The following is a 20727-nucleotide window of genomic DNA, read 5'->3' on the forward strand; positions in this document are numbered from 1 at the left end:
CGACCGCCGGTTAAGACACTTCCAGTGCGGTTAATGCCTGCCATAAAAACGTCGCTACCGGCCCCTTCGGACGTTTCTTTTCTCGTACCAGGTTTATCTCGCCACGAATGGATGAGGTGACATCCTCTAACAATAATTGCACCAGTTCCCCGGACTGTAGTTCGTCGGTAATGGTATTTTGCGGAATATATCCCCAGCCAGCACCGCGCAGTAGCAAACCTTTCTGAATGGTTGTGTCATTGGTTCGGATGGTTGAACTGGGTACCACCCCCATGACTTTTTCGATATTGAGGTCGATATCAAAAGATTGCGGCATCAGTAAGGGAATATCCCTGAGCTGGCTGGAGGACCCCGGCTGCCGGTCAAACTGGCTGAGCAGCCGCTGATGGATCACGGCCACTACATCAAAGCGGCCAAAGGGCTGGGTTTCAAAACTGGCCAGTTCATGAAACGAATGAGTCCAGGGCGAAATGGCAATATCCGCGCTGCCATCAATCAGGCGTTGAATGGCGCCTAAGCGCTGGACCGCTGAAATATACAGTTCGGTTTGCGGAAATCGCTGCTGTGTGTCGATGATTGCGTCGAAAAAACTGCTTTGCTGGCATATAGTGTCAAAGGCGAACTCGATTTTACTCTCATGCCCCTGTTTTAAATGCGAGGCGAGTGTGCTGATATCTTTTTCCTGACGTAACAGATAGCGACAATGGGGCAGTAAACGTTGCCCGTCAGCGGTAAGTTGGAGTCGGTTAGCGGTTTTTGTCAGCAAGGAGAGCTGCAGTTCTTCCTGCAAACGCTTAATAGCAATCGATAACGCCGGTTGGGTCTTATGCAGAATTTCAGCGGCTCGGGCGATACTGCCGTGTTCAGCGACGGTAACAAACATGCGTAATTGTTCGAGTGTCATAAATTAAATTTAAGTTTTTAGTAAAATAGATTAAATATTATTTTGGTTTAAGTTGGCGTATATTGCCAGTGACTAATATCAGGAGAGATGAAGTGAACCTCATGAGTCTGACTCGCAGCAGCCTGGTCGCTGCGCTGTTGATTGCCCTAAGCGGTTGCAGTGGTGAAGCCGAAACAGCGGTTGCCGAAAACCAAAATACGAAACTGGTGAAAATCATTACCCTCAATAGTGTGGATCGCGGTGGCTACCGCGAATTTCCTGCCGTCGTTGAAGCCAGCGAGGAAGCCACCCTGGCTTTTCGGGTGTCGGGCGAACTCAATTCTCTCAATGTAACCGCTGGCCAGCATGTAAACGCCGGAGACATAATGGCTACGCTGGACCCCTCTGATTATCAGATCGCGGTGGATCAGGCCCGGGCTAATTATGATTTGGCCAAAGTGCAGTTTGACCGTGCTAAAACCCTGCTCGATAAACAACTGGCCTCAAAAGCCGGTTTCGATGAAGCGCAGGCGCAGCTTAAAGTGGCCGAGGCGGCGTTAAAGTCAGCCCGCACCAACTTAGCTTATACCGAACTTCATGCGCCTTTTACCGGTCAGGTTGCCCAGCGTTACGTGGAGAATTACGAGAGTATTACGGCTCAGCAGCCGGTATTTTCGCTGCAGAAGAACACCGTGGTCGACGTGGCCGTGCAGATCCCTGAAGATATGCTCTCAAACGTAGACAAAGACAGCCAGTACCAGCCGGAGGTCCGCTTTGATACCCACCCCAACGAAGTCTTTCGCGCCAAACTCAAAGAATATGATACCGACGCTGACGCCGCTACCAATACCTACAAAGTGGTGTTTCAGCTGACCCGGCCAGAATCCTTTAATGTGTTTCCCGGTATGTCTGCTACGGTCAGAGCGCAGCTAGACCAGATCATGAAAGTGAAAAGTGGCGGCTGGAATGTGCCGGCTGCGGCTATTTTCTCCGATGGCACCGGGGCGAGCGAGCAGAGTTATGTGTTTGTGGTGAACAGCAATAACCAATTGGAGAAGCGCGCGGTGACCCTGAGCAGTATTACCGACGACGGCTTTGTGGTGACCGACGGCTTACACGATGGCGAGCACATTGTAGCCGCCGGCGTGCACCGCTTAAAAGCGGGTGAAACCATTCGGATCTGGCAAAAAGAGCGGGGGCTGTAAGCGTGAATATCGCCGGATATTTTGTTAAAAACCGCACTACAAGCTGGTTGGTGACACTCATTCTGCTAATTGGCGGCACCATTGCCTTTTTCGGCCTGGGAAGACTCGAGGATCCCCAGTTTACCATCAAAAAAGCCATGGTGATCACGCAGTACCCGGGCGCGTCCCCCACACAAGTGGAAGAAGAGGTCACGTATCCTATCGAGAACGCCATTCAGGAATTGCCGTACGTAGATAACATTACGTCCATTTCTACGGCGGGTCAGTCACAAATTACCGTGGAAATGAAAAGCATTTACCGCAAAGAGGCGCTGCGGGGAATTTGGGAAGAAATGCGGCGTAAAATTAACGATCTCACACCGTCGCTTCCCGCAGGCGTTTACCCGCCACGAGTCATGGACGACTTTGCCGACGTGTACGGCATGCTTATCGCTATTAACGGCGAAGGGTATCAGTACAAGGATATTAACGATTATGTGGATTACCTTAAGCGCGAACTGATCCTGGTAGATGGTGTAGGCAAAGTAACGGTACAGGGCGAGCAGCAGGAACAGGTGTTTGTTGAGATTGCCCGCTCACAAATTGCATCACTGGGGATAAGCCCCAGCCGCATCAGCGCGTTGCTGGTGAGCCAGAACCAGGTGTCTAATGCCGGTAAGGTCAAAATTGGTGATGAGTATATCCGCATCAATCCTACCGGTGAATTTGAATCGGTACAGGAGCTGGAAAACCTGCTGATAAGCCAGGCCGGTGCCTCTGAGCGCATTTATCTGGGCGATGTAGCGCGAATTTACCGTGGCTACCAGGAAGTGCCGTCTAACCTTATTCACTATAACGGTGAACAGTCACTGTTACTGGGTATTTCTTTTGCCGATGGCGTAAATGTGGTGGAAGTCGGTGAACGCATTATGCAGCGCCTCGACGAACTGGAATACATGCGGCCGGTGGGCATGCAAACCAGCTTTATTTACAACCAACCCATTGAAGTCGATAACTCGGTGCAGGGGTTTATTCTTAACCTGGCCGAGGCCGTGGGCATTGTTATTGTTGTGCTGCTGATATTTATGGGCGTTAAATCCGGCCTGTTAATTGGCCTGATCCTGCTGTTAACCGTGCTGGGCAGCTTTATTTTTATGCAGCAAATGGAGATTAATCTGCAGCGCATTTCTCTGGGAGCGCTGATCATTGCGCTGGGGATGCTGGTGGATAATGCCATAGTGGTGACCGAAGGCATTCTCATCGCCATGAAAAGGGGCTACAGCAAAGCGCAGGCGGCCTCTTATGTGGTGAGCCAGAACATGTGGCCGTTGTTAGGGGCTACCGTTATTGCCATTATTGCCTTTGCGCCTATCGGGTTGTCCAGTGATGCCACCGGTGAATTTGCCGGTAGCCTGTTCTGGGTGTTGTTTGTCAGCTTATTGCTGAGTTGGGTAACCGCCATTACGCTCACGCCCTTTTTTGCCTCATTGCTGTTTAAAGATGCTGATAACGCCAGCGATGATGAACTTAAAGGCAGCGAAGAGCTCTACAACGGCCTGATTTTTGATGTATTTAGCACCATCCTGCACGTAGCGCTCAAGTTTCGGGTGATCACGGTAGTCGCCATGGTGGCCTTACTGGTGAGCGCCGTGATTGCTTTTGGCAGTGTTAAACAGTCGTTTTTCCCGCCGTCCACCACACCGATGTTTTTAGTGGATATCTGGCATAAAGCCGGTACCGATATTCGCGTCAATGCCGATAAAATTAACCATATTGAACAGCACCTGTTAAACGAAGACGGCGTGGAGGAAGTTACGTCTACGGTCGGGCAGGGGCTGACCCGCTTTATGCTGACTTACCAGACCGAGAAAAGCTATCCGACCTACGCACAACTGATTATCCGGATGCGCGATGGCGAGGCGCTGGAAGCGCAGTTACCGCGTTTACGGGATTACATGGAAGCCGAATTTGGCGAAGTGTTTTATAAGATTAAGCGACTGGAGATTGGCCCTTCTACCGACGCGAAAATTGAGGCGCGTTTTAGTGGCCCGGAACCGACCGAATTGCGCCGCTTAGCCGATGAGGCTAAAGCTATTCTGGCGGCCGATAGCGGGGCGCGCAATATTCGCGACAACTGGCGTCAGCAAACCAAGGTGATCCGCCCCATCTTTAATGAAGCGGCAGCGCGCCGGGTGGGTATCAGTAAAGCCGATTTGGATACTTTGTTACTGACTAGCTTTTCGGGCGCTCAAATTGGTGTTTACCGCGATGGCACCGACCTGTTACCCATTATCAGCCGGCCACCACCACAGGAACGTCTGACGGCCGACAATCTGGAAAATCTGCAAATCTATTCGGCTACCGCCCAGCAGTATATTCCGGTGACCCAGGTGGTAAAAAGCTTTGATGTTAACTGGGAAGATCCCATCATCATGCGACGAGACCGAAAACGGACTCTGACCGTTATGGCTGATCACGATATTCTGGGCAATGAAACGGCGTCTAAATTATTCTCGCGGGTGCGGGCAGACATTGAGGCTATCCCACTGCCAGACGGCTATGAGCTGGAATGGGGCGGCGAGTTTGAAGCCTCAAGCAAAGCGCAAGAAGCCATCTTTGGTTCGTTACCGGTGGGCTATCTCATCATGTTTATTACCACCGTGTTGCTGTTTGCTTCAGCCCGGATCGCTGCCATCATCTGGGCCTGTATTCCACTGGCGTTAATTGGCGTAAGTTACGGTTTGTTGATTACCGGTGCACCCTTCGGGTTTATGGCCTTACTGGGTTTTCTAAGCCTGTCGGGCATGATCATTAAAAACGGTATCGTACTGGTTGAGCAGGTAAAACTGGAGCTTGAAGAAGGTAAGGCGCCGTATTCTGCTCTCTTTCATGCCACCCTGAGCCGGGTCAGACCGGTGTGTATGGCGGCGATAACCACCATCCTCGGTATGATCCCACTGTTATTCGATGACTTTTTTGCCAGTATGGCGGTGGTGATTATGTTTGGACTGGGTTTTGCCACGCTGCTGACGCTGGTGTTTGTACCGGTGCTCTACAGTCTGGTGTTTAAAATTCAAAAATAGCCAGCCGGCAGGTTGCCCACGCAACCTGCCTTGTAACTCTTGCAACAACAGCCTGTAAGAGTTTTCTATATTGGCTTCGCCCCTGTCTTTTTAATTTTTAATGTGTTGAAATATAAAGAGTTAATTATTGGTATAACTCTCGCATTAGTTCTTGTGTTGTTTTCATACGCGCATCAGTTTTTCAACGCTTGCGCAATTTTTCAAAGACAAGGAGCAAGACATGAATACCGATATCGCTAAAGGTAAGTGGAATCAGTTAACCGGTAAAGTAAAGCAGAAGTGGGGCAAACTTACCGATGACGAAGTAGAACAAATGGAAGGTAACTTCGAAGAGTTCTACGGCAAAATGCAGGAAAAGTATGGCATGAGCCGCGACAAAGCGCGTCTGGAATTTGATTCGCTGAACAGCTAATACAAGAGCCCCGGCTAGCGCCGGGGCTTTTTCTTTGTGGGCTAAGCTACGCTTAGAAAGCGTAGGTCAGTGTAAGCGAGAAAGTACGGCCTGCTGAGGGCTTAACCACTACAGAGTCAAATAGATCCGCAGAGGTGAAGTAGTCTTCATCCATAAGATTATTCACTTGCAGTAAGCCGGTAAATGGCCCCTGAGCATAGCTCACCGAGCCATTAACAATGCTATAGCTTGGTAGCATTACGGTTTGCATAATGTCAGTGTAGGTTTCATCTACCCAGGTAAGACCCAGGCTACCGGTAACATCCCCTGCACCCAGCTCCTGTGCCCAGGTACCATAAATACTGACGATATTATCCGGTAAACCGCCGCGTTCCATACGGGTGTTCATGCCCACAAACGCAGAACGAGGTCCGGCAATCCGACCGCCGTATACGTCTTCAGGGTTCAAACCGTTCTGAGCCGCGAAATCGGCGCCGTTAATAACAGCCAGCGCACCGTTACTGACTTCCTCAGTGTTGGTATGCGTAGCGGTTGCCAGTATCGACAGGTTTTCATTTACCAGCGCGCGCATTTCAAACTCCAGACCGTCACCATATACGGCTACCAGTGCACCGGTTTGACTATCGCGATAGGTTTTGTCCTGATCGTACCAGGCCACAGCGGTATATAAGCGGTTATCCAGCAGGTTCATCTTGATGCCGATTTCCTGCAGGGTAGACTCCTGAATGTACTGGCTGTTTTCAATGGTGGTGGGAATAATACCGCCTAACTGATTAGTACTGAGTGAGTTCGACTCAGAGTAAGTCACGTAAGGGATAATGCCATCGGCGTTATAAGACAGGCTGGTGTTAAAACTGAACGCCGTGTCACTGCCGCTGACTACGCCATTGCCCTGAGGATCGCCTAAGTAAGCAACCCAACCATTCTCAGACTCCACATCAAAATAGTCGTAACGTGCACCCAGTAATAAACTCAGCTTGCCGTAGGTGACATCAGTCAGGAAGAAAGTTCCCACGTTGGCCGTTTTAGACAAATGCACTTCATTGAAATTACGCGTCAGCGTACCATCAACGCCGGTAACGTTGCCGTCTGCATCGTACAGCAGGGTCGCATTCTGATAAGGGTCGAATGACGCCGGGGAAATCCGGTCGTTAGCCGTTGGCCCAACGGTAATATCCCGAAAGTCAAAGGTTTCATCCATCCAGGCCGCGTAATTATCGAGTTCTTCTTTACGGTAATTAACGCCAACAATACTGTTGGCCATAAAGCCGTCGCCTTCATACTCAAAGGTCAGGCTGCTGCGTAATTCATACAGGAAAGCATCCGGATAAAAAGCGGTAAAGCCCCAGCTTTGGTATTTGGTGTGATCCATGTAGTCATAAAACGCTTCGTTTTTCCACACGGTGCCGCTGTCGAACTCATGGGTAATGTCGAAGTATGCGGTGATAGCCGTGGTGTCGGCATAATCGTGATCGTCAATGAATGTGGTCTGGTGATCAATCTGTGCGGTGCCCACATCGGTCAGGGCATAGGGGTTGTCCAGCGAGCGGTCGGCCAGGAAGTTACCAAAGCCACCGGCACAGCTGACTTCAAAACCATTGTACATGGCGTTACCCGCGCCCGCATCAGCGGCGGTACACCAGCTATTGACGTTGCTAAAGGCATTATTGAGAAAGCTCGGTGCAAACGGAGCTATAAAAGAGGACTCCTGCGGCAGCAGGGTCTCTGCACCAATAGGGTTGTCGGAATTGCGGATGGGGGCAGCCCCGGTAATGTAAGTACCGTTGTCAATTAAATCCTGGGTGACACGGTTCCAGCCCGGTACCTGAATACTGTCGGTGGTTTGATACTGGACGCCAAACTGCAGGGTGGTGCTGTCGGATAAATCAAAGTCTACCGCGGCCTGGATCAGTTCACTGGAAGGCTCATAGCCATCGTAGAATGATTCAGAGTCCTCCACTTCAGCAAACAATTGCAAACCACCGTATTTACCGCCAATTTCCAGAGGAATGCCCAGGCTGCCGGACAGGATCCGCTGATTATACGAGCCCACGGTGACCGACACTTCACCGGTGACTTCATCAATGTACTTACTGCCGCCCACTTTGGCCGACTTAGGTGTATAGTTTAGCTGTCCACCCACGCTGCCACTGCCGTACAAAGGCGACACCGGCCCACGCATTACCTCGAGTTTTTCAGCACCCCGGACAATGGTGTTAAAAGCCCCCGGGTTGGCGATGCGACGAAACCCCCGAAAATAGTTATCGGCGGGCTCTCCGCGAATGTCCATGGCGCCTTTAATACCAAAAAACGAACTGGTAAATGCACCGGGAGTTAACCGAACCAGATCATCAACGCTGCGCAGCGCAAATTTATCGACCAGGTCCTCGCTGATTTCGGTAATCGAACGGGGGGTTTCATAGAGGCTTTTATCCAAGCCAAAAGCACTGCTGTTTTTGCCATCGGGCATAATTGAGTAGTAGTCAGTTTTCTTACCCATGACATCAATTTTTTCTACGTCAGCTTCGCTGACTTCTGATGTTTCCTGAGCTACAACGGCGAACTGGCTGCTAAGAAAAAATAACGCAATACCGGCCGCTATCGGATTAAACGAATAGGTGTGCTTCATAGAATTCCCTGTTGAGTGTTATGGAAAAGTCCCGCACCCCCCGGAGCACATCGCGTGCCAAAACCTGACCAAGTGGTCTGAATTAACCCAAAGTATAAAGTAATACAATTAAAACCTGAACCAGAAATCGGTTATAAAATACAATAATATCAACTAGTTAGTTGTTTTTTAGTAAAAAAGAATATTTATTCAAAAGATCCGGGATCGGCACGGGTTAAAATACCTGTGGGCGCACTATCTGCCCGAATTTGCACCAAAACAACACCTACCTGCACGATAAACAAACAAGAAATTACGACCAGTGACAAAATAGGGCAGTTATGGCTGGTGACCTCACAGTTGAGTGGTTTATGGCCTGAATAAAATATCGCGCTGCCTGACTGGTTGCTAATGCAATCAGATGCTTATTTGCTATAGTCATGAGCATTACCGCAAAACAGGAGCTGCTTGTGTTAGTGCAACAAGAAACCGGCCTTATCGTCATTGATGTTCAGGGCAAACTGGCAAGGTTAGTGGATAACAGCGACGCCATGATTGAAGCCATCGCGACGATGATCAGAGCCATGCAAATCTTAGGTATTCCGCTGCTGTTTGTGGAACAGCTACCTGACAAACTTGGCGCAACGGTGGAGGAACTCAATCAGTTTATCCCTGCCGGAGAAGCTTTTTCAAAAGCCACCTTCAGCGCACTGCGTACCGACAGCATTGAGCAACAAGTTAAAGCACTGAATCGCTCGCAATGGCTGGTATGTGGTATTGAATCGCATATTTGCGTTTATCAAACCGTTATCGACCTGCTGGCCAGCGGTAAGCAGGTGCATTTATTGAGCGACTGCGTGTCATCACGTAACCCGGCTAATAAACAATTGGCGCTGCAAAAAATGCAAGGGGCCGGTGCGGAGCTCACCTGTGTGGAAATGGCCTTGTTTGAATTGCTTGAAAGAGCAGACACCGATCAGTTTAAAGCCATTCTGCCGTTAATAAAGTGATCGCGATGAACTAAAAAGGCCGGCGATGGGCAGGTTTTCCCGCCAATTCATGGTTTTTTTGATTTTATTTGCGTAAATCAGCTTGTTAGGGTAGCCGCGGCTTTTATCCTTTGTGTAAAATAACGGCCTTTTATTTACCTGCTGCCAGGCTGGCCATTTACGGCCAGACCAAACAGCGGGTGTTAGCAGCATATTAAGTACCAAGTTGGGGAAATCATGGAGCTTGAAGCGATAGTCAGTCAGGCCAAAGCGCAGATTGACGCTGCCAGCGACGCAGCAACGCTCGACCAGGTGAGAGTTGAGTTCATGGGCAAAAAAGGCAAGCTGACCGACCTGTTAAAAGGGTTAGGACAGTTGTCTGCCGAAGAGCGTCCTCTTGCCGGACAAAAAATTAACGTGGCCAAACAAGAAATTCAGCAGGCCATCAGTGCTAAAGGCGACGCGTTACGTACCGCTGAGTTAAATAAAAAACTTAGCGAGGAAGCGATTGATGTCACCTTACCGGGCCGTAGTGAACTAAACGGTAACCTGCACCCGGTATCGCGCACCATTGCCCGAATCGAACAGTTTTTTGGCGAGCTGGGTTTTGCCGTAAAAACCGGCCCGGAAGTAGAAGACAGTTTTCATAACTTTGATGCGCTGAATATCCCGGCTAATCACCCGGCTCGTGCCGACCATGATACCTTCTACTTTAATCCTGAAATTATGCTGCGTACGCAGACTTCAGGTGTGCAAATTCGCACCATGGAAGCCGAGAAGCCGCCACTGCGGATCATTTCTCCCGGTCGTGTTTACCGGAATGACTACGATCAGACCCACACGCCGATGTTCCACCAGGTAGAAGGCCTGATGGTGGATAAAAACGTGAGCTTTACTGAGCTTAAAGGCATTTTGCATGACTTCCTGCAAAACTTCTTTGAAGAGTCGTTGCAGGTGCGTTTCCGTCCTTCTTACTTCCCGTTTACCGAGCCGTCTGCCGAAGTAGACGTGATGGGTAAAAACGGTCAGTGGCTGGAAGTGCTGGGTTGTGGAATGGTACACCCTAATGTACTGCGGGCGGTGAATATTGACCCGGAAGAATATACCGGCTTTGCTTTTGGTATGGGCGTAGAGCGTTTAACCATGCTGCGTTATGGCGTTAACGACCTGCGCGCATTTTTTGAAAACGACCTTCGGTTCCTCAAGCAGTTCAATTAAGGCAAAGCAAAAATGAAATTCAGTGAAAAATGGTTAAGAGAGTGGGTGAACCCCGCCGTATCACGGGATGAGCTGTGCGAACAATTGAGCATGGCTGGTCTGGAAGTGGATGGTGTTGAGCCGGTTGCTGGTCAGTTCAGCGGCGTAGTGGTAGGCGAAGTGGTAGAGTGCGGACAGCACCCTAATGCCGATAAACTGCGCGTCACCAAAATCAACGTTGGCGATGATGAGCTGGTTGATATCGTCTGCGGCGCACCAAATTGCCGTCAGGGCTTAAAAGTGGCCGTTGCCAAAGTGGGCGCGGTACTGCCCGGTGATTTTAAAATTAAAAAAGCCAAACTGCGTGGCGAGCCCTCTTTTGGCATGCTGTGCAGCTACTCAGAGCTGGGTGTAAGCGACGATCACAGCGGTATTATTGAATTACCGCTGGATGCACCGATTGGTGAAGATATCCGCGACTACCTGGGTCTTGATGATGTTACGATTGAAGTTGACCTAACCCCTAACCGTGCCGATTGTTTAGGCTTGCGCGGTATTGCCCGTGAAGTGGGCGTGCTCAATAAAGCCGACGTTTGTGAGCCGGGCGTCACCCCCGTTGCGCCAGCAATTGAAGATAAACTGGCCATTACGTTGAGTGCTGCCCAGGCATGCCCGCGTTACCTTGGCCGGGTGGTAAAAGGCGTGAATGTAAAAGCCGATTCACCGTTATGGCTGACCGAAAAACTGCGCCGTAGCGGCATTCGCAGCATCGACCCTATTGTGGATGTTACCAACTATGTGCTGCTGGAGCTGGGTCATCCAATGCATGCGTTTAACCTCGCGTCAATCGACGGTGGAATTAACGTGCGTATGGCCTCGGCCGGTGAAAAGCTCACCTTACTGGATGAAACCGAAGTTGAGTTAAAAGACAATACACTGGTGATTGCCGACGATAACAAAGCGCTGGCCATGGCCGGTATTTTTGGTGGTCTGCATTCCGGTACCGATGAAAACACCACTGATATCCTGCTGGAAAGCGCATTTTTCCATCCGGATGCGATTATGGGTAAAGCCCGTCAGTATGGCCTGCACACCGATGCTTCACACCGCTATGAGCGTGGTGTGGATCCGCAGTTACAAGCCACTGCAATGGAGCGCGCTACGCAGCTGATTTTAGACATCTGCGGCGGTGAAGCTGGCCCGGTGGTAGAAGCGGTGAGCGAAAGTGATATTCCAGCCCGGGCTGAAGTCACCCTGCGTAAAGCGCGCTTAGCGAAGGTGCTGGGTATTGATATTGCCGCTGACACGGTGAGCGAAATCCTTGCGCGTTTAGGACTTGAAGCCAAAGAAACGGCTGAAGGCTGGGTTGCCATGGCACCAAGCTATCGCTTTGATATTGAGATTGAAGAAGACTTAATCGAAGAAGTGGCCCGGGTATACGGTTACAACAGTATTCCTAATCAGGCACCGGTCGCGGCCTTGTCGATGTTACCGGCAACCGAGAAGCAGTTATCGGTGAATACAGTGAAATCGGTATTGCTAAACCGCGGCTATAACGAAGCGATTACCTATTCGTTTGTTGATCCGAAAATACAAAATGCACTTTTCCCTGAGAGTAATGGTCTTGTGCTGCCACATCCTATATCGGCGGACATGTCGATTATGCGGGTGAGTTTATGGCCGGGTCTGTTACAGGCGACGTCATATAATCAAAAACGTCAGCAACAGCGAATTCGTTTATTTGAAACCGGACTGCGGTTTATTCCGGACGCTGAGGCACCCAACAGCATTCGTCAGGAGCCTGTGCTCGCGGGCGTAGTGGCTGGTCGTCGTTATGATGAACATTGGGATGCCAATGACAAGCCGGTTGACTTTTTTGATGCAAAAGCAGACGTTGAAGCACTTTTAGCATTGACTGGAAAGGAAAAAACGGTCACTTTTAATACAGAAACGCATTCTGCATTGCATCCGGGTATGTCGGCGGCGATTTACCTGGACGATAAATGTGTTGGCTGGCTGGGTGCGGTACACCCGCAGTTCAGTAAGCAACTGGGTACCAATGGAAGAGTGTTTGTGTTTGAAATTGAATTGGCGGCGCTTACCGACCGACAATTACCGCAGGCACAACCGATTTCTAAGTACCCTGCAAACCGCCGTGATATCGCCATTACGGTCAAACAAACCGTTAAAGTTGGCGATATAATAAAATTTGTTGAAAAAATTGGCGTAAATCAACTAGTTGGCCTAAACTTGTTCGATGTGTACACAGGACAGGGAATTGCTGACGGTTATAAGAGCCTGGCATTGTCTTTAATCCTGCAGGATCCGGGTAAAACACTGGAAGATGCGGAAATACAAGCAGCGGTAGATTCAGTGATTCAAGGGCTTGAGTCGGAATTCGGGGCAGCGTTAAGAGAGTAAATTTTATGGCACTAACCAAAGCCGAAATGGCTGAACACTTATTCGAAAAACTGGGTATAAACAAAAAGGACGCTAAAGATTTAGTGGAAGCGTTTTTTGAAGAAATCAAAGGCGCACTGGAATCCGGTGAACAAGTGAAACTCTCCGGTTTTGGTAATTTTGATTTGCGTGACAAGAACGAGCGTCCGGGCCGGAACCCAAAAACCGGTGAAGACATTCCAATTAAAGCGCGCCGGGTGGTAACTTTCCGCCCGGGTCAGAAGTTAAAAAGTCGGGTGGAAAACTCTAAACCACCCACAGAGTAAACACGCCCCGGCTGTTTAGGATTGGAGCCAGCACACTGCTGGCTCTGATTGATTGTTTTTCCTGCTGTTTATCAATTCGTTGGTGATATAAGCGGTACACGCGCGCAATGCGTTTTGTGCTCAGTCGTAGTAAACTCTCCGTTCTGAATTTCTTTCCAATGTGTCATACAGGTTGTTATGTTTTCTAAGAAGATCCTCGTAATTATTGGCTTAATCGTATTGGCCGCAGCGGCATTCTGGCAGTTTAATGGGGCCGATGAGCCTGCAATGTCAGACTATGATGAAACCGAACTGGCTTCCATGGCGTTTCGTCAGCAAATACTGCATGCCAGTGATTTGGTTGCCGGAATGGCCAGAGCAGTGAAAAATAATGACGAGCCAGCCATTGAGCAGTGGCAGCAAAAAGCGGTAGAGGTGGCTAAGGCAGCTGAGCTGACCGACAGCGACATTACTTTTATCAGCTCACAAAAAGGCCGAGAGTATCTGATTTTTCATGCTAAGCGCGCATTATTTAATACCGCTTTTGAGCAGCATTATTATGAGCTGAAAGGCATTGATGGGTTAAAAACGAAATACCCGGAAGCCCATGATTTATTTGCTGAAGCTGACCGGCTTATTGCAGCAAGGGATGCCATTATTATGGATATCGCCAGTGAACTGAGCGAAACCGCTACCCCTGATGAAGCCAATGTAATGCAAGCCAAAGCGCTGTGGCAGGAACGATTCAGGCAATCTACCAGAGTGCCGGATAATGAAAACTAAGTGAGCCGCGGGTGTATATCACCAGCGGGTCAGATAATCGGCTAATGCTAATAGCTTATCAATTTTATCACTGCGCTTTATCCACCGGTCCCGCAAATGGGCCATGCCCTCAATATTTACCGGGCGGTGCGCACTGATAAGTTGCTGACGCAGGAGCGCCCGTTCTTTTGCGTTGAGCATTAAGGACTGTAATTGCGTTAGTTCGCCACTATCCAGCCAGATACCGCCGCAACCCGGACACTCATCAATTTCCACCACATGTAGCGGACTGTAGAAACGGCGAAGCATGACGGTGTCGGAACACTTAGGGCAAGTCACCCTATTGTCCACAGAGGGCAGGGCATGGTGAAACTGGCACAGATGCTTTTCAAGTGCGCGACCGCGTTCTTCCTGTGGTGACTCAAATAGCGCCAGCGTCTGGTTTTCCAAAAACACGCCGCCGCAGGCTTCGCTCACTTACACCGGCACTTTTCCTACGTTTATGCGGTTGAGCTCGCGGTGAGTTCGAGGACACTTCATTGCTTTCCTTTCAGTATTTAAATCAGAGGCTGATTTCGGCCAGCATATCGTCACCGTCATCATCCATACCGGTTTCAATAAATCCAAACGAGGAATAGAACTCTCTGGCAACCGGGTTATGCGGGTGGTAACAGATTTCAATGGTTGCCAGACCCGGCAGCGCTCTTATTTGCTCAATAGCTTGTTGCAGGGCAATCCGGCCAATGCCCTGCTGCTGAAATTGCGCATCTACCATAAAACGCCAGATGGCTATTTTGGTGGCACTTTCCTGCACCCACATTAAAAAGCCTGCTGGGGTGTCTTCGCGGTAGATGGCTTTACAGGTATACCCTTCGTTATAATGTGATTCCACCAGTGACCACATATTGCAGGCCACGTATTGCTGTTGCGCTTCGCTAACATCCAGATCGCACACCGCTTCATAGTTATGCCGGGTAATGTCCCGCAGAGTAATGTGCATCAAGACGCTACACCGCCAGTGGTGCAAAGGTAGCACGGGTCAGGCTGGCGAGTACTTGCGGGGAAAGCGCAATTTCCAGTCCCCGTTTACCGGCACTGCAATAGATCAGTTCGAACTGCTGTGCGCTGTCATCAATAAACGTCGGTAATGCTTTTTTCTGGCCCAGCGGACTCACGCCGCCGAGCACATAGCCAGTTGTGCTTTCGACTTTCACTGGCGGCGCCATTTGCGCTTTTTTCGCTTTCGCGGCTTTGGCCAGTTGCTTAAGGTTTAACTGGTGGGTGACCGGCACAATAGCGACTACCAGCTTACCCGAGTCCAGCTCGGCGACCAGGGTTTTAAAGACCGTCGGCGCTTGCAGCGACAGCTTTTCAACTGCCTCTAGGCCGAAGGATTCGGCCTGTTTATCGTGCTCATACTTAAGCACGCTATGCGCATGCTTACCACGCTCAAGCAGTTTTATTGCAGGGGTCATTTACGCCATTCTCTATTCGGTAGTTAAGGGTTTACTCTGGCATAAAAGTGAGTGTATGCAAAGGCTTACCTGGTAGCAGCGGGGTCATACGGTGCTTGGCATAGTCATCGAAGCCAGCTTTATAAAACGCTGACAGCGGATGACCGGACTGACCGCCCGGCAAGGTAAGTACCGCTTTGTCGAGCTGCCCCGGACGCACAAACAGACGCTGAGATGCGCCAAAACTACGGCCCTGTACGGCCGGCATAAAGGTATCGCCGTAGCCGGGTATTTCAGGCATGTTTAACGCCTTACCGATAACCGGTATCTGACCGGCAAACGGGTGGCGGATAGCTTGCTGATTAACCTTGCCCCAGGCCAGCGTGGATAAATCATCAGATGCGCTGTGTTGATCCAGCAAGTGCTGTCTGGCTTGCTCATACTGCCCCAGCAAATAACCTTGCCAGTCGTTCTCGCCCTGCGGTAGCCACTGAGTGCTTTCGCTACGAATGAGCTGCCAGATAGCCGGTTCCAGATTACTCGACAGGGACCGCAAGCTCAGGTGCTTGGGTTTGAGGGCTTCGTTAATCGGGGCAAACGTGGCATTGAGCACCTGACGACGAAAATATTTCACCAGGGTGTAGCCCACTGAATCTGCACAAGCGCAGTTCTGCCAGGTATCCAGGGCATTGATATCGGCAGCGAAATGGCCGGAGTTACGCTTTAACAATTGGCGCAACAAGGCGTGCCAGGGCTGTAAAAAACGGGCTTCATTATCGAGCTGGATTTGGTAAAAACGAGCTTCATCGAACTGTTGATAATCGAATAATCGGTCACGAATTTGTTGCGCTCGTGCGCCGAGTGCGTAGCCACCATCGCCAAACCGAAGGTAATCGTCGCTACCCATCACTCTGGCGTTGGCGGTCCAGATGCGGTGAGAAGTCGGATTCATCACTACCGGTAAATCCATTTCATCACTGCTCCACAGTCCATCCAGTTGGGCTGGTGTGATAGCGGTGTTGTGAGGTACTTTACGCCCTGGCACTGCGCCAGCCGGCATCCAGGCAATATTCCCCGCCGCGTCGCCCAGCGCGATGTTCTGCACCGGAATACCGATTTTTCTGACTACCGGAATTGCCTCAAGGACAGACAGTTTAGTATCGAGTTCATTGAGCATAAGGTTAACCGCATAGGGCTCCTGAGCAGCCCATTTTAACGCATAAAAACGGGTGCCCAACTGACGAACCGGGCCATACTGACTGGTTAAACGCTTATAATGTTCTGGTTCACCTTTTACGCTGATGGTTTCATCCACCGCTGTCACTTCACTGCGGTCAATGAGTACCCAGTCGGCCGTATCCACATAGGCATTGGTAAAGCCCCAGGCAATATGGCCATTGGTGCCAGCGATAACCCCCGGCACACCCGGTAAGGTAACGCCGGTAAGCGATACGTCATACTGCTGTTCGGTATAATTGAGCTGAGCGCGATACCAGATAATCGGCACGCGCATACTTAAATGCATATCACTGGCGAGCAGGGCATCGCCGGTTTCAGTTAGTGCACCGCCAACAATCCAGTTATTGCTGCCGGTTTCGGTACGAAAAGCCATGTCTGCAGTGATATCACTGATTTCGGCGGGGCGCTCTTTTAACAGGGGTATTTCCACTTCGGTAGCCAGCCGGCTATTGTCCAGCGCCGCCTGATACTGGCTGGGCTGCACTATAAAGTCGACCATGGTCTGGCCATACTGATGTTGAATTTCGCTCAGGGTCAGATCGCGATTTACATTGTTGCTTTGTAAATCCAGGTACATGCTGAAAATAACCAGTATACTGTCTTGCGGTGTCCAGGGGGCCTGTTCAAAGTTCGTCAGGATATATTCGAATGGACGGGCAGACTGCTCAGCGATGGCCTGATTTACTCCTTCACTGTAGGCAACAAGAATGTCTTTCTGCGCTTCAGGCAACGTGGCAAAAATGTTTTCAGCGCGGCGACGAAACTCATGAAAACGACCGGTTTTATCCACATCAAGAGCCATTTTCCCCAACCATTCGGATAACTCGCCAGCGGCAACACGACGCTGCAGGTCCATCTGGAAAAAGCGGTCCTGACCGTGGGCAAACCCCAGTAAATACATGGCTTCTTTGCGCGAGGCGGTTTGTATAATTGCCTGGCCGAGGGCATCACGGGATAAGGTGGCAGGTTGTTCGACCTGGTTGACCAGGCGATCGCCGTCTAAGGCCGGCAGGGACTGGCGAAGGGTAAAATAAACTGCCATTACGGCAATAATCAGCAGGCCAATAACCGCTAACCCGATCCGTTTTAACCAATTTAACACGTGTAATACTCCCTGTTTTTTCTTATGCTTAGAGCCTTTCGGCGGCATTTTTGTAGGTTAAGGTAACCGTTTGCACAGTGTTTCAGGCAAAGACACACCCTGTGCTGTGCGGTATAGGCATATACTTTTGTTTTTCGCCACGTCCTAAGCAGTTTAGCATTGTAAAACAATGTATTGGAGTCCAGGAGTCAGCATGGGACCAGTAATGATCGATTGTCGCAGTACCAGTTTACAGCAAGATGAACGCGACATGCTAGCGCACCCGCTTAGCGGTGGAGTGATCCTGTTTACGCGCAATTACGCGTCGGTAGGTCAACTCAAACAGTTGATAGGGGACATTCGTGAGGCGGCAGGCAAACCGTTGATCATCGCTGTGGATCATGAAGGCGGCCGGGTACAGCGCTTTCGCGATGGTTTTACCCGGTTACCGGCCATGGGGCAAATACAACATCTGACTACCGACGACCAACAAGCCGAAGCCTTAAGTTATGCGTGCGGCGTGATTATGGCTTACGAACTCAAACAGCTCGACATTGATATTAGTTTTGCTCCGGTGCTTGATATCAACGGTGTGTCTAATGTTATTGGCGACCGTGGTTTCTCGCCCCAACCAGAGGTAGTGAGCCGCCTGGCGGGGAGCCTGATAGACGGCATGCACGCCATAGGAATGCCTTCTACCGGCAAACACTTTCCTGGCCATGGCAGCGTGGTAGCAGACTCACACATTGATACCCCGGTGGACGAACGGGACTGGCAAACCATACAACAGCAGGATTTGGTGCCTTTTGTGAAGCTAATCGCCGCGCAAAAAATTGATGCCATGATGCCGGCTCACGTGCGTTTTGCCGCCATCGACGATAAACCGGCTGGCTTTTCCCGCTACTGGTTACAAACTATTTTACGCGAAAAGCTCGGCTTTGATGGGGTGATTTTTTCTGACGACCTGTCGATGGAGGGCGCGGCGGTGGCCGGCACTTATCCGGAGCGCGCTCAACAGGCATTGGCGGCCGGCTGTGACATGGTACTGGCCTGCAACAATACCGCCGGCGCGCTTGATATTCTCAATGGCCTGCCGCGCACGCTTGAGCCTTCACACCGGTTAAACCGGCTTACCGGCTGGCAGCTCTCAACCCTGGCAGAACAAGCCTATCAGCAAGCCTGTGAGGTGTGGCAACACTATGAAAGTTAAAAATAAGGTTATTGTATTTAGCGCTGTAGTCAGCACCTTACTGTGGGGCGTGCTCGCGGCTAACGGTTTTGCTCAGGCACTCAGCCTGACCGCCGCACTAACGCTATTAATCGCCATCTTGTGGGTGACCGAGGCACTGCCCATCCCGGTTACCTCGTTGATTCCGTTTGTAGCGTTTCCGATGGCCGGGGTGATTGATTATAAAGAGGCCGCATCGGCGCTGGGAAGCCATGTGATCCTGCTGCTAATGGGCGCTTTTATGCTTTCCAAAGCCCTGGAAAAGTCGGGTGTGCACCGCAGGATTGCGGTGTATATGCTGCGCTTGTGTGGGGCGTCCAGCGCTAAGCGACTGGTGCTGGGCTTTATGCTTACCTCGGCGCTGTTGAGTATGTGGATATCCAATACGGCCACAACGCTGATGTTATTGCCCATTGCCATGGCGATCATTACCTCCATGAACTCGCCCAAACTGGCGGCTGCTTTGTTACTTGGCATTGCCTACTCAGCCAGTTTGGGCGGGGTAGGAACCCCTATTGGCACACCGCCGAATATTATTTTTATGAGTGTGTATCAGCAAACCACCGGTACAGAGTTGAGTTTTATTAACTGGATGATAACCGGGGTACCCATAGTGCTGATAGCGATCCCGATAATGGCGTTCTGGCTGACCCGCAAATTAAGCGATATGCCTGACTGTGATTTACCAAAAGCCGGCGACTGGCGCCCGGCGGAAAAACGGGTTCTGGCCGTGTTTGGCATTGTCGCGCTGGCCTGGATATTCCGGCCGTACTGGTCGGTATGGACCGGCATGACACTGGTAAGCGACAGCACTATTGCCATTGCCGGCGTGGTACTGATGTTTTTAGTGCCCAACGGTGATAAAGACAAGCCGGGCCAACTGCTCGACTGGAAAACCGCTGAAGCCATTCCGTGGGGCATGTTATTGCTGTTTGCCGGCGGCATATGCATGGCCAAGGCATTTACTGCCTCTGGCTTAAGTTTATTACTGGGCGAAGCCCTTACCGGGTTGTCGGCATTACCCATTGTGCTGACTTTGCTGATATTGTGCCTGGCAGTGAGTTTTGTGACCGAAATCACTTCCAATACCGCCACCGCTACCTTGCTGATGCCTATTCTGGCCAGCGCGTCGGCGGCCATTGGGGTGGATCCCATTGTGCTGATGATGCCTGCCGCTATCAGCGCCAGCTGTGCCTTTATGATGCCGGTGGCCACGGCCCCTAATGCCATTGTGTACGGCAGCGGCCGGATCCCCATTCAGACCATGGTGCGCGAGGGCACTATGCTGAATATTCTGGTTGGGTTAGTGATCACGGGAGTAGTGGTGGTTACCCGTTTATAGCGGGAATTTTTGCGGCTAACCTAGCGGTTAACCGGCACATCCGCCACCTTGGCCTGGGCATTTAAGTAGCGGGCAAACACATACAGCCAGTCAGACAAGCGGTTAACGTATTGCTGGGCGAGTTCGGAGACTTCGGTATGTTTGGCCATGCTGATCATGCGTCGCTCGGCACGGCGGCACACCGTTCGGCAAACGTGGGCCTGGGCGGCCGCTACGCAGCCACCGGGTAAAATAAAGCTGGTTTGAGCGGGCAAATCGGCCTGCATTACATCAATATGAGATTCCAGATCGATCACCGCATCCGACGCCAGCGAAGAACTCGCTGAGACGGCGAATCCCACACTGAACAAGGCATTTTGAATCGTGGCTAACATGGCTAGATCGCTATCACTGCCCAGTTTATCTTCCTGCAGACGGGCACTGAGCAGGCCTATCTGGGCATTAAGCTCATCCAGACTGCCATAACATTCAATAATGGCGTCGTCTTTTGCCACTTTCTGAGGTTTGTTTACATAGAGCTGGGTTTCACCCTGATCGCCAGTTTTGGTGTAGATTTTCAT

General features: G+C 50.7%; 17 protein-coding genes. 10 read left to right on the forward strand and 7 right to left on the reverse strand.

Annotated elements, in window-relative coordinates; all coding sequences use genetic code 11:
• Window positions 1-10: 10 nt before the first annotated feature.
• Complete coding sequence (locus tag AC27IB_RS18595; RefSeq protein ID WP_296047969.1) at window positions 11-904, reverse strand: LysR family transcriptional regulator; 894 nt, start codon at window positions 902-904, stop codon at window positions 11-13.
• Between the two features lie 101 nt (window positions 905-1005).
• Here AC27IB_RS18595 and AC27IB_RS18600 point away from each other — a divergent pair, with 101 nt between their 5' ends.
• The 3 genes from AC27IB_RS18600 to AC27IB_RS18610 all read left to right on the forward strand — a co-directional run bounded on the left by AC27IB_RS18600 (window position 1006) and on the right by AC27IB_RS18610 (window position 5562).
• A complete protein-coding gene (locus tag AC27IB_RS18600) occupies window positions 1006-2088 on the forward strand; it encodes an efflux RND transporter periplasmic adaptor subunit (protein WP_296047985.1) in 1083 nt (360 codons plus the stop codon).
• Window positions 2089-2090: 2 nt separating this feature from the next.
• Window positions 2091-5150 (forward strand): efflux RND transporter permease subunit, encoded by a 3060-nt coding sequence (locus AC27IB_RS18605; RefSeq protein WP_487122811.1) that lies wholly within the window; start codon window positions 2091-2093, stop codon window positions 5148-5150.
• A gap of 220 nt (window positions 5151-5370) precedes the next feature.
• The gene (locus AC27IB_RS18610; protein ID WP_487122813.1) at window positions 5371-5562 is read left to right on the forward strand and encodes a CsbD family protein; all 192 of its coding nucleotides are present in this window, start codon (window positions 5371-5373) and stop codon (window positions 5560-5562) included.
• A 52-nt stretch (window positions 5563-5614) separates the two neighbouring features.
• Here AC27IB_RS18610 and AC27IB_RS18615 read toward each other — a convergent pair whose 3' ends face one another.
• A complete protein-coding gene (locus AC27IB_RS18615; protein WP_296047958.1) occupies window positions 5615-8191 on the reverse strand; it encodes a TonB-dependent siderophore receptor in 2577 nt (858 codons plus the stop codon).
• A 449-nt stretch (window positions 8192-8640) separates the two neighbouring features.
• Between AC27IB_RS18615 and AC27IB_RS18620 the strand changes: the two genes are divergently transcribed.
• From AC27IB_RS18620 to AC27IB_RS18640, 5 genes are all read left to right on the forward strand, one after another.
• Entirely contained in the window at window positions 8641-9180 is a 540-nt protein-coding gene (locus AC27IB_RS18620; protein ID WP_487122815.1) for an isochorismatase family protein, read from the forward strand.
• Between the two features lie 216 nt (window positions 9181-9396).
• A complete protein-coding gene (gene pheS, locus AC27IB_RS18625; protein WP_296047948.1) occupies window positions 9397-10377 on the forward strand; it encodes a phenylalanine--tRNA ligase subunit alpha in 981 nt (326 codons plus the stop codon).
• Between the two features lie 12 nt (window positions 10378-10389).
• Window positions 10390-12777: a phenylalanine--tRNA ligase subunit beta gene (pheT, locus tag AC27IB_RS18630; RefSeq protein WP_487122817.1), complete on the forward strand. Its 2388-nt coding sequence runs from the start codon at window positions 10390-10392 to the stop codon at window positions 12775-12777.
• Between the two features lie 5 nt (window positions 12778-12782).
• On the forward strand, window positions 12783-13082 hold the full coding sequence (gene ihfA, locus AC27IB_RS18635) for an integration host factor subunit alpha (RefSeq protein WP_073324884.1): 300 nt from the start codon (window positions 12783-12785) through the stop codon (window positions 13080-13082).
• Window positions 13083-13259: 177 nt separating this feature from the next.
• A complete protein-coding gene (locus tag AC27IB_RS18640; RefSeq protein ID WP_296047938.1) occupies window positions 13260-13844 on the forward strand; it encodes a hypothetical protein in 585 nt (194 codons plus the stop codon).
• 18 nt (window positions 13845-13862) lie between these two features.
• On the opposite strand, the gene AC27IB_RS18645 is transcribed toward AC27IB_RS18640, so the two are convergent.
• From AC27IB_RS18645 to AC27IB_RS18660, 4 genes are all read right to left on the reverse strand, one after another.
• Complete coding sequence (locus tag AC27IB_RS18645; protein ID WP_296047935.1) at window positions 13863-14300, reverse strand: TFIIB-type zinc ribbon-containing protein; 438 nt, start codon at window positions 14298-14300, stop codon at window positions 13863-13865.
• 85 nt (window positions 14301-14385) lie between these two features.
• On the reverse strand, window positions 14386-14823 hold the full coding sequence (locus tag AC27IB_RS18650; RefSeq protein ID WP_296047932.1) for a GNAT family N-acetyltransferase: 438 nt from the start codon (window positions 14821-14823) through the stop codon (window positions 14386-14388).
• A gap of 7 nt (window positions 14824-14830) precedes the next feature.
• Window positions 14831-15298 carry a Cys-tRNA(Pro) deacylase gene (ybaK, locus tag AC27IB_RS18655; protein WP_296047929.1) on the reverse strand — a complete coding sequence of 156 codons (468 nt, stop codon included), beginning with the start codon at window positions 15296-15298 and terminating at the stop codon, window positions 14831-14833.
• A 31-nt stretch (window positions 15299-15329) separates the two neighbouring features.
• Window positions 15330-17618: a penicillin acylase family protein gene (locus AC27IB_RS18660; protein ID WP_487122820.1), complete on the reverse strand. Its 2289-nt coding sequence runs from the start codon at window positions 17616-17618 to the stop codon at window positions 15330-15332.
• 193 nt (window positions 17619-17811) lie between these two features.
• Between AC27IB_RS18660 and nagZ the strand changes: the two genes are divergently transcribed.
• Together nagZ and AC27IB_RS18670 are read left to right on the forward strand one after the other, a co-directional pair.
• On the forward strand, window positions 17812-18807 hold the full coding sequence (nagZ, locus tag AC27IB_RS18665; RefSeq protein WP_487122822.1) for a beta-N-acetylhexosaminidase: 996 nt from the start codon (window positions 17812-17814) through the stop codon (window positions 18805-18807).
• The gene (locus tag AC27IB_RS18670) at window positions 18797-20167 is read left to right on the forward strand and encodes an SLC13 family permease (protein ID WP_487122824.1); all 1371 of its coding nucleotides are present in this window, start codon (window positions 18797-18799) and stop codon (window positions 20165-20167) included. The genes nagZ and AC27IB_RS18670 overlap by 11 nt, the downstream gene beginning before the upstream one ends.
• Before the next feature lie 20 nt (window positions 20168-20187).
• Here the strand turns inward: AC27IB_RS18670 and AC27IB_RS18675 are convergent, their stop codons facing one another.
• Entirely contained in the window at window positions 20188-20727 is a 540-nt protein-coding gene (locus AC27IB_RS18675) for a cob(I)yrinic acid a,c-diamide adenosyltransferase (protein ID WP_487122826.1), read from the reverse strand.

The organism is Alteromonas sp. 4NH20-0104 (assembly GCF_057547795.1).

Excerpts from the sequence above, each read along its gene's own strand:
- AC27IB_RS18595 (WP_296047969.1), bottom strand. The coding sequence starts at position 904 with ATGACACTCGAACAATTACGCATGTTTGTTACCGTCGCTGAACACGGC.
- AC27IB_RS18600 (WP_296047985.1), top strand. The coding sequence starts at position 1,006 with ATGAGTCTGACTCGCAGCAGCCTGGTCGCTGCGCTGTTGATTGCCCTA.
- AC27IB_RS18610 (WP_487122813.1), top strand. The coding sequence starts at position 5,371 with ATGAATACCGATATCGCTAAAGGTAAGTGGAATCAGTTAACCGGTAAA.
- AC27IB_RS18615 (WP_296047958.1), bottom strand. The coding sequence starts at position 8,191 with ATGAAGCACACCTATTCGTTTAATCCGATAGCGGCCGGTATTGCGTTA.
- pheS (WP_296047948.1), top strand. The coding sequence starts at position 9,397 with ATGGAGCTTGAAGCGATAGTCAGTCAGGCCAAAGCGCAGATTGACGCT.
- pheT (WP_487122817.1), top strand. The coding sequence starts at position 10,390 with ATGAAATTCAGTGAAAAATGGTTAAGAGAGTGGGTGAACCCCGCCGTA.
- ihfA (WP_073324884.1), top strand. The coding sequence starts at position 12,783 with ATGGCACTAACCAAAGCCGAAATGGCTGAACACTTATTCGAAAAACTG.
- AC27IB_RS18640 (WP_296047938.1), top strand. The coding sequence starts at position 13,260 with ATGTTTTCTAAGAAGATCCTCGTAATTATTGGCTTAATCGTATTGGCC.
- AC27IB_RS18650 (WP_296047932.1), bottom strand. The coding sequence starts at position 14,823 with ATGCACATTACTCTGCGGGACATTACCCGGCATAACTATGAAGCGGTG.
- ybaK (WP_296047929.1), bottom strand. The coding sequence starts at position 15,298 with ATGACCCCTGCAATAAAACTGCTTGAGCGTGGTAAGCATGCGCATAGC.
- nagZ (WP_487122822.1), top strand. The coding sequence starts at position 17,812 with ATGGGACCAGTAATGATCGATTGTCGCAGTACCAGTTTACAGCAAGAT.
- AC27IB_RS18670 (WP_487122824.1), top strand. The coding sequence starts at position 18,797 with ATGAAAGTTAAAAATAAGGTTATTGTATTTAGCGCTGTAGTCAGCACC.
- AC27IB_RS18675 (WP_487122826.1), bottom strand. The coding sequence starts at position 20,727 with ATGAAAATCTACACCAAAACTGGCGATCAGGGTGAAACCCAGCTCTAT.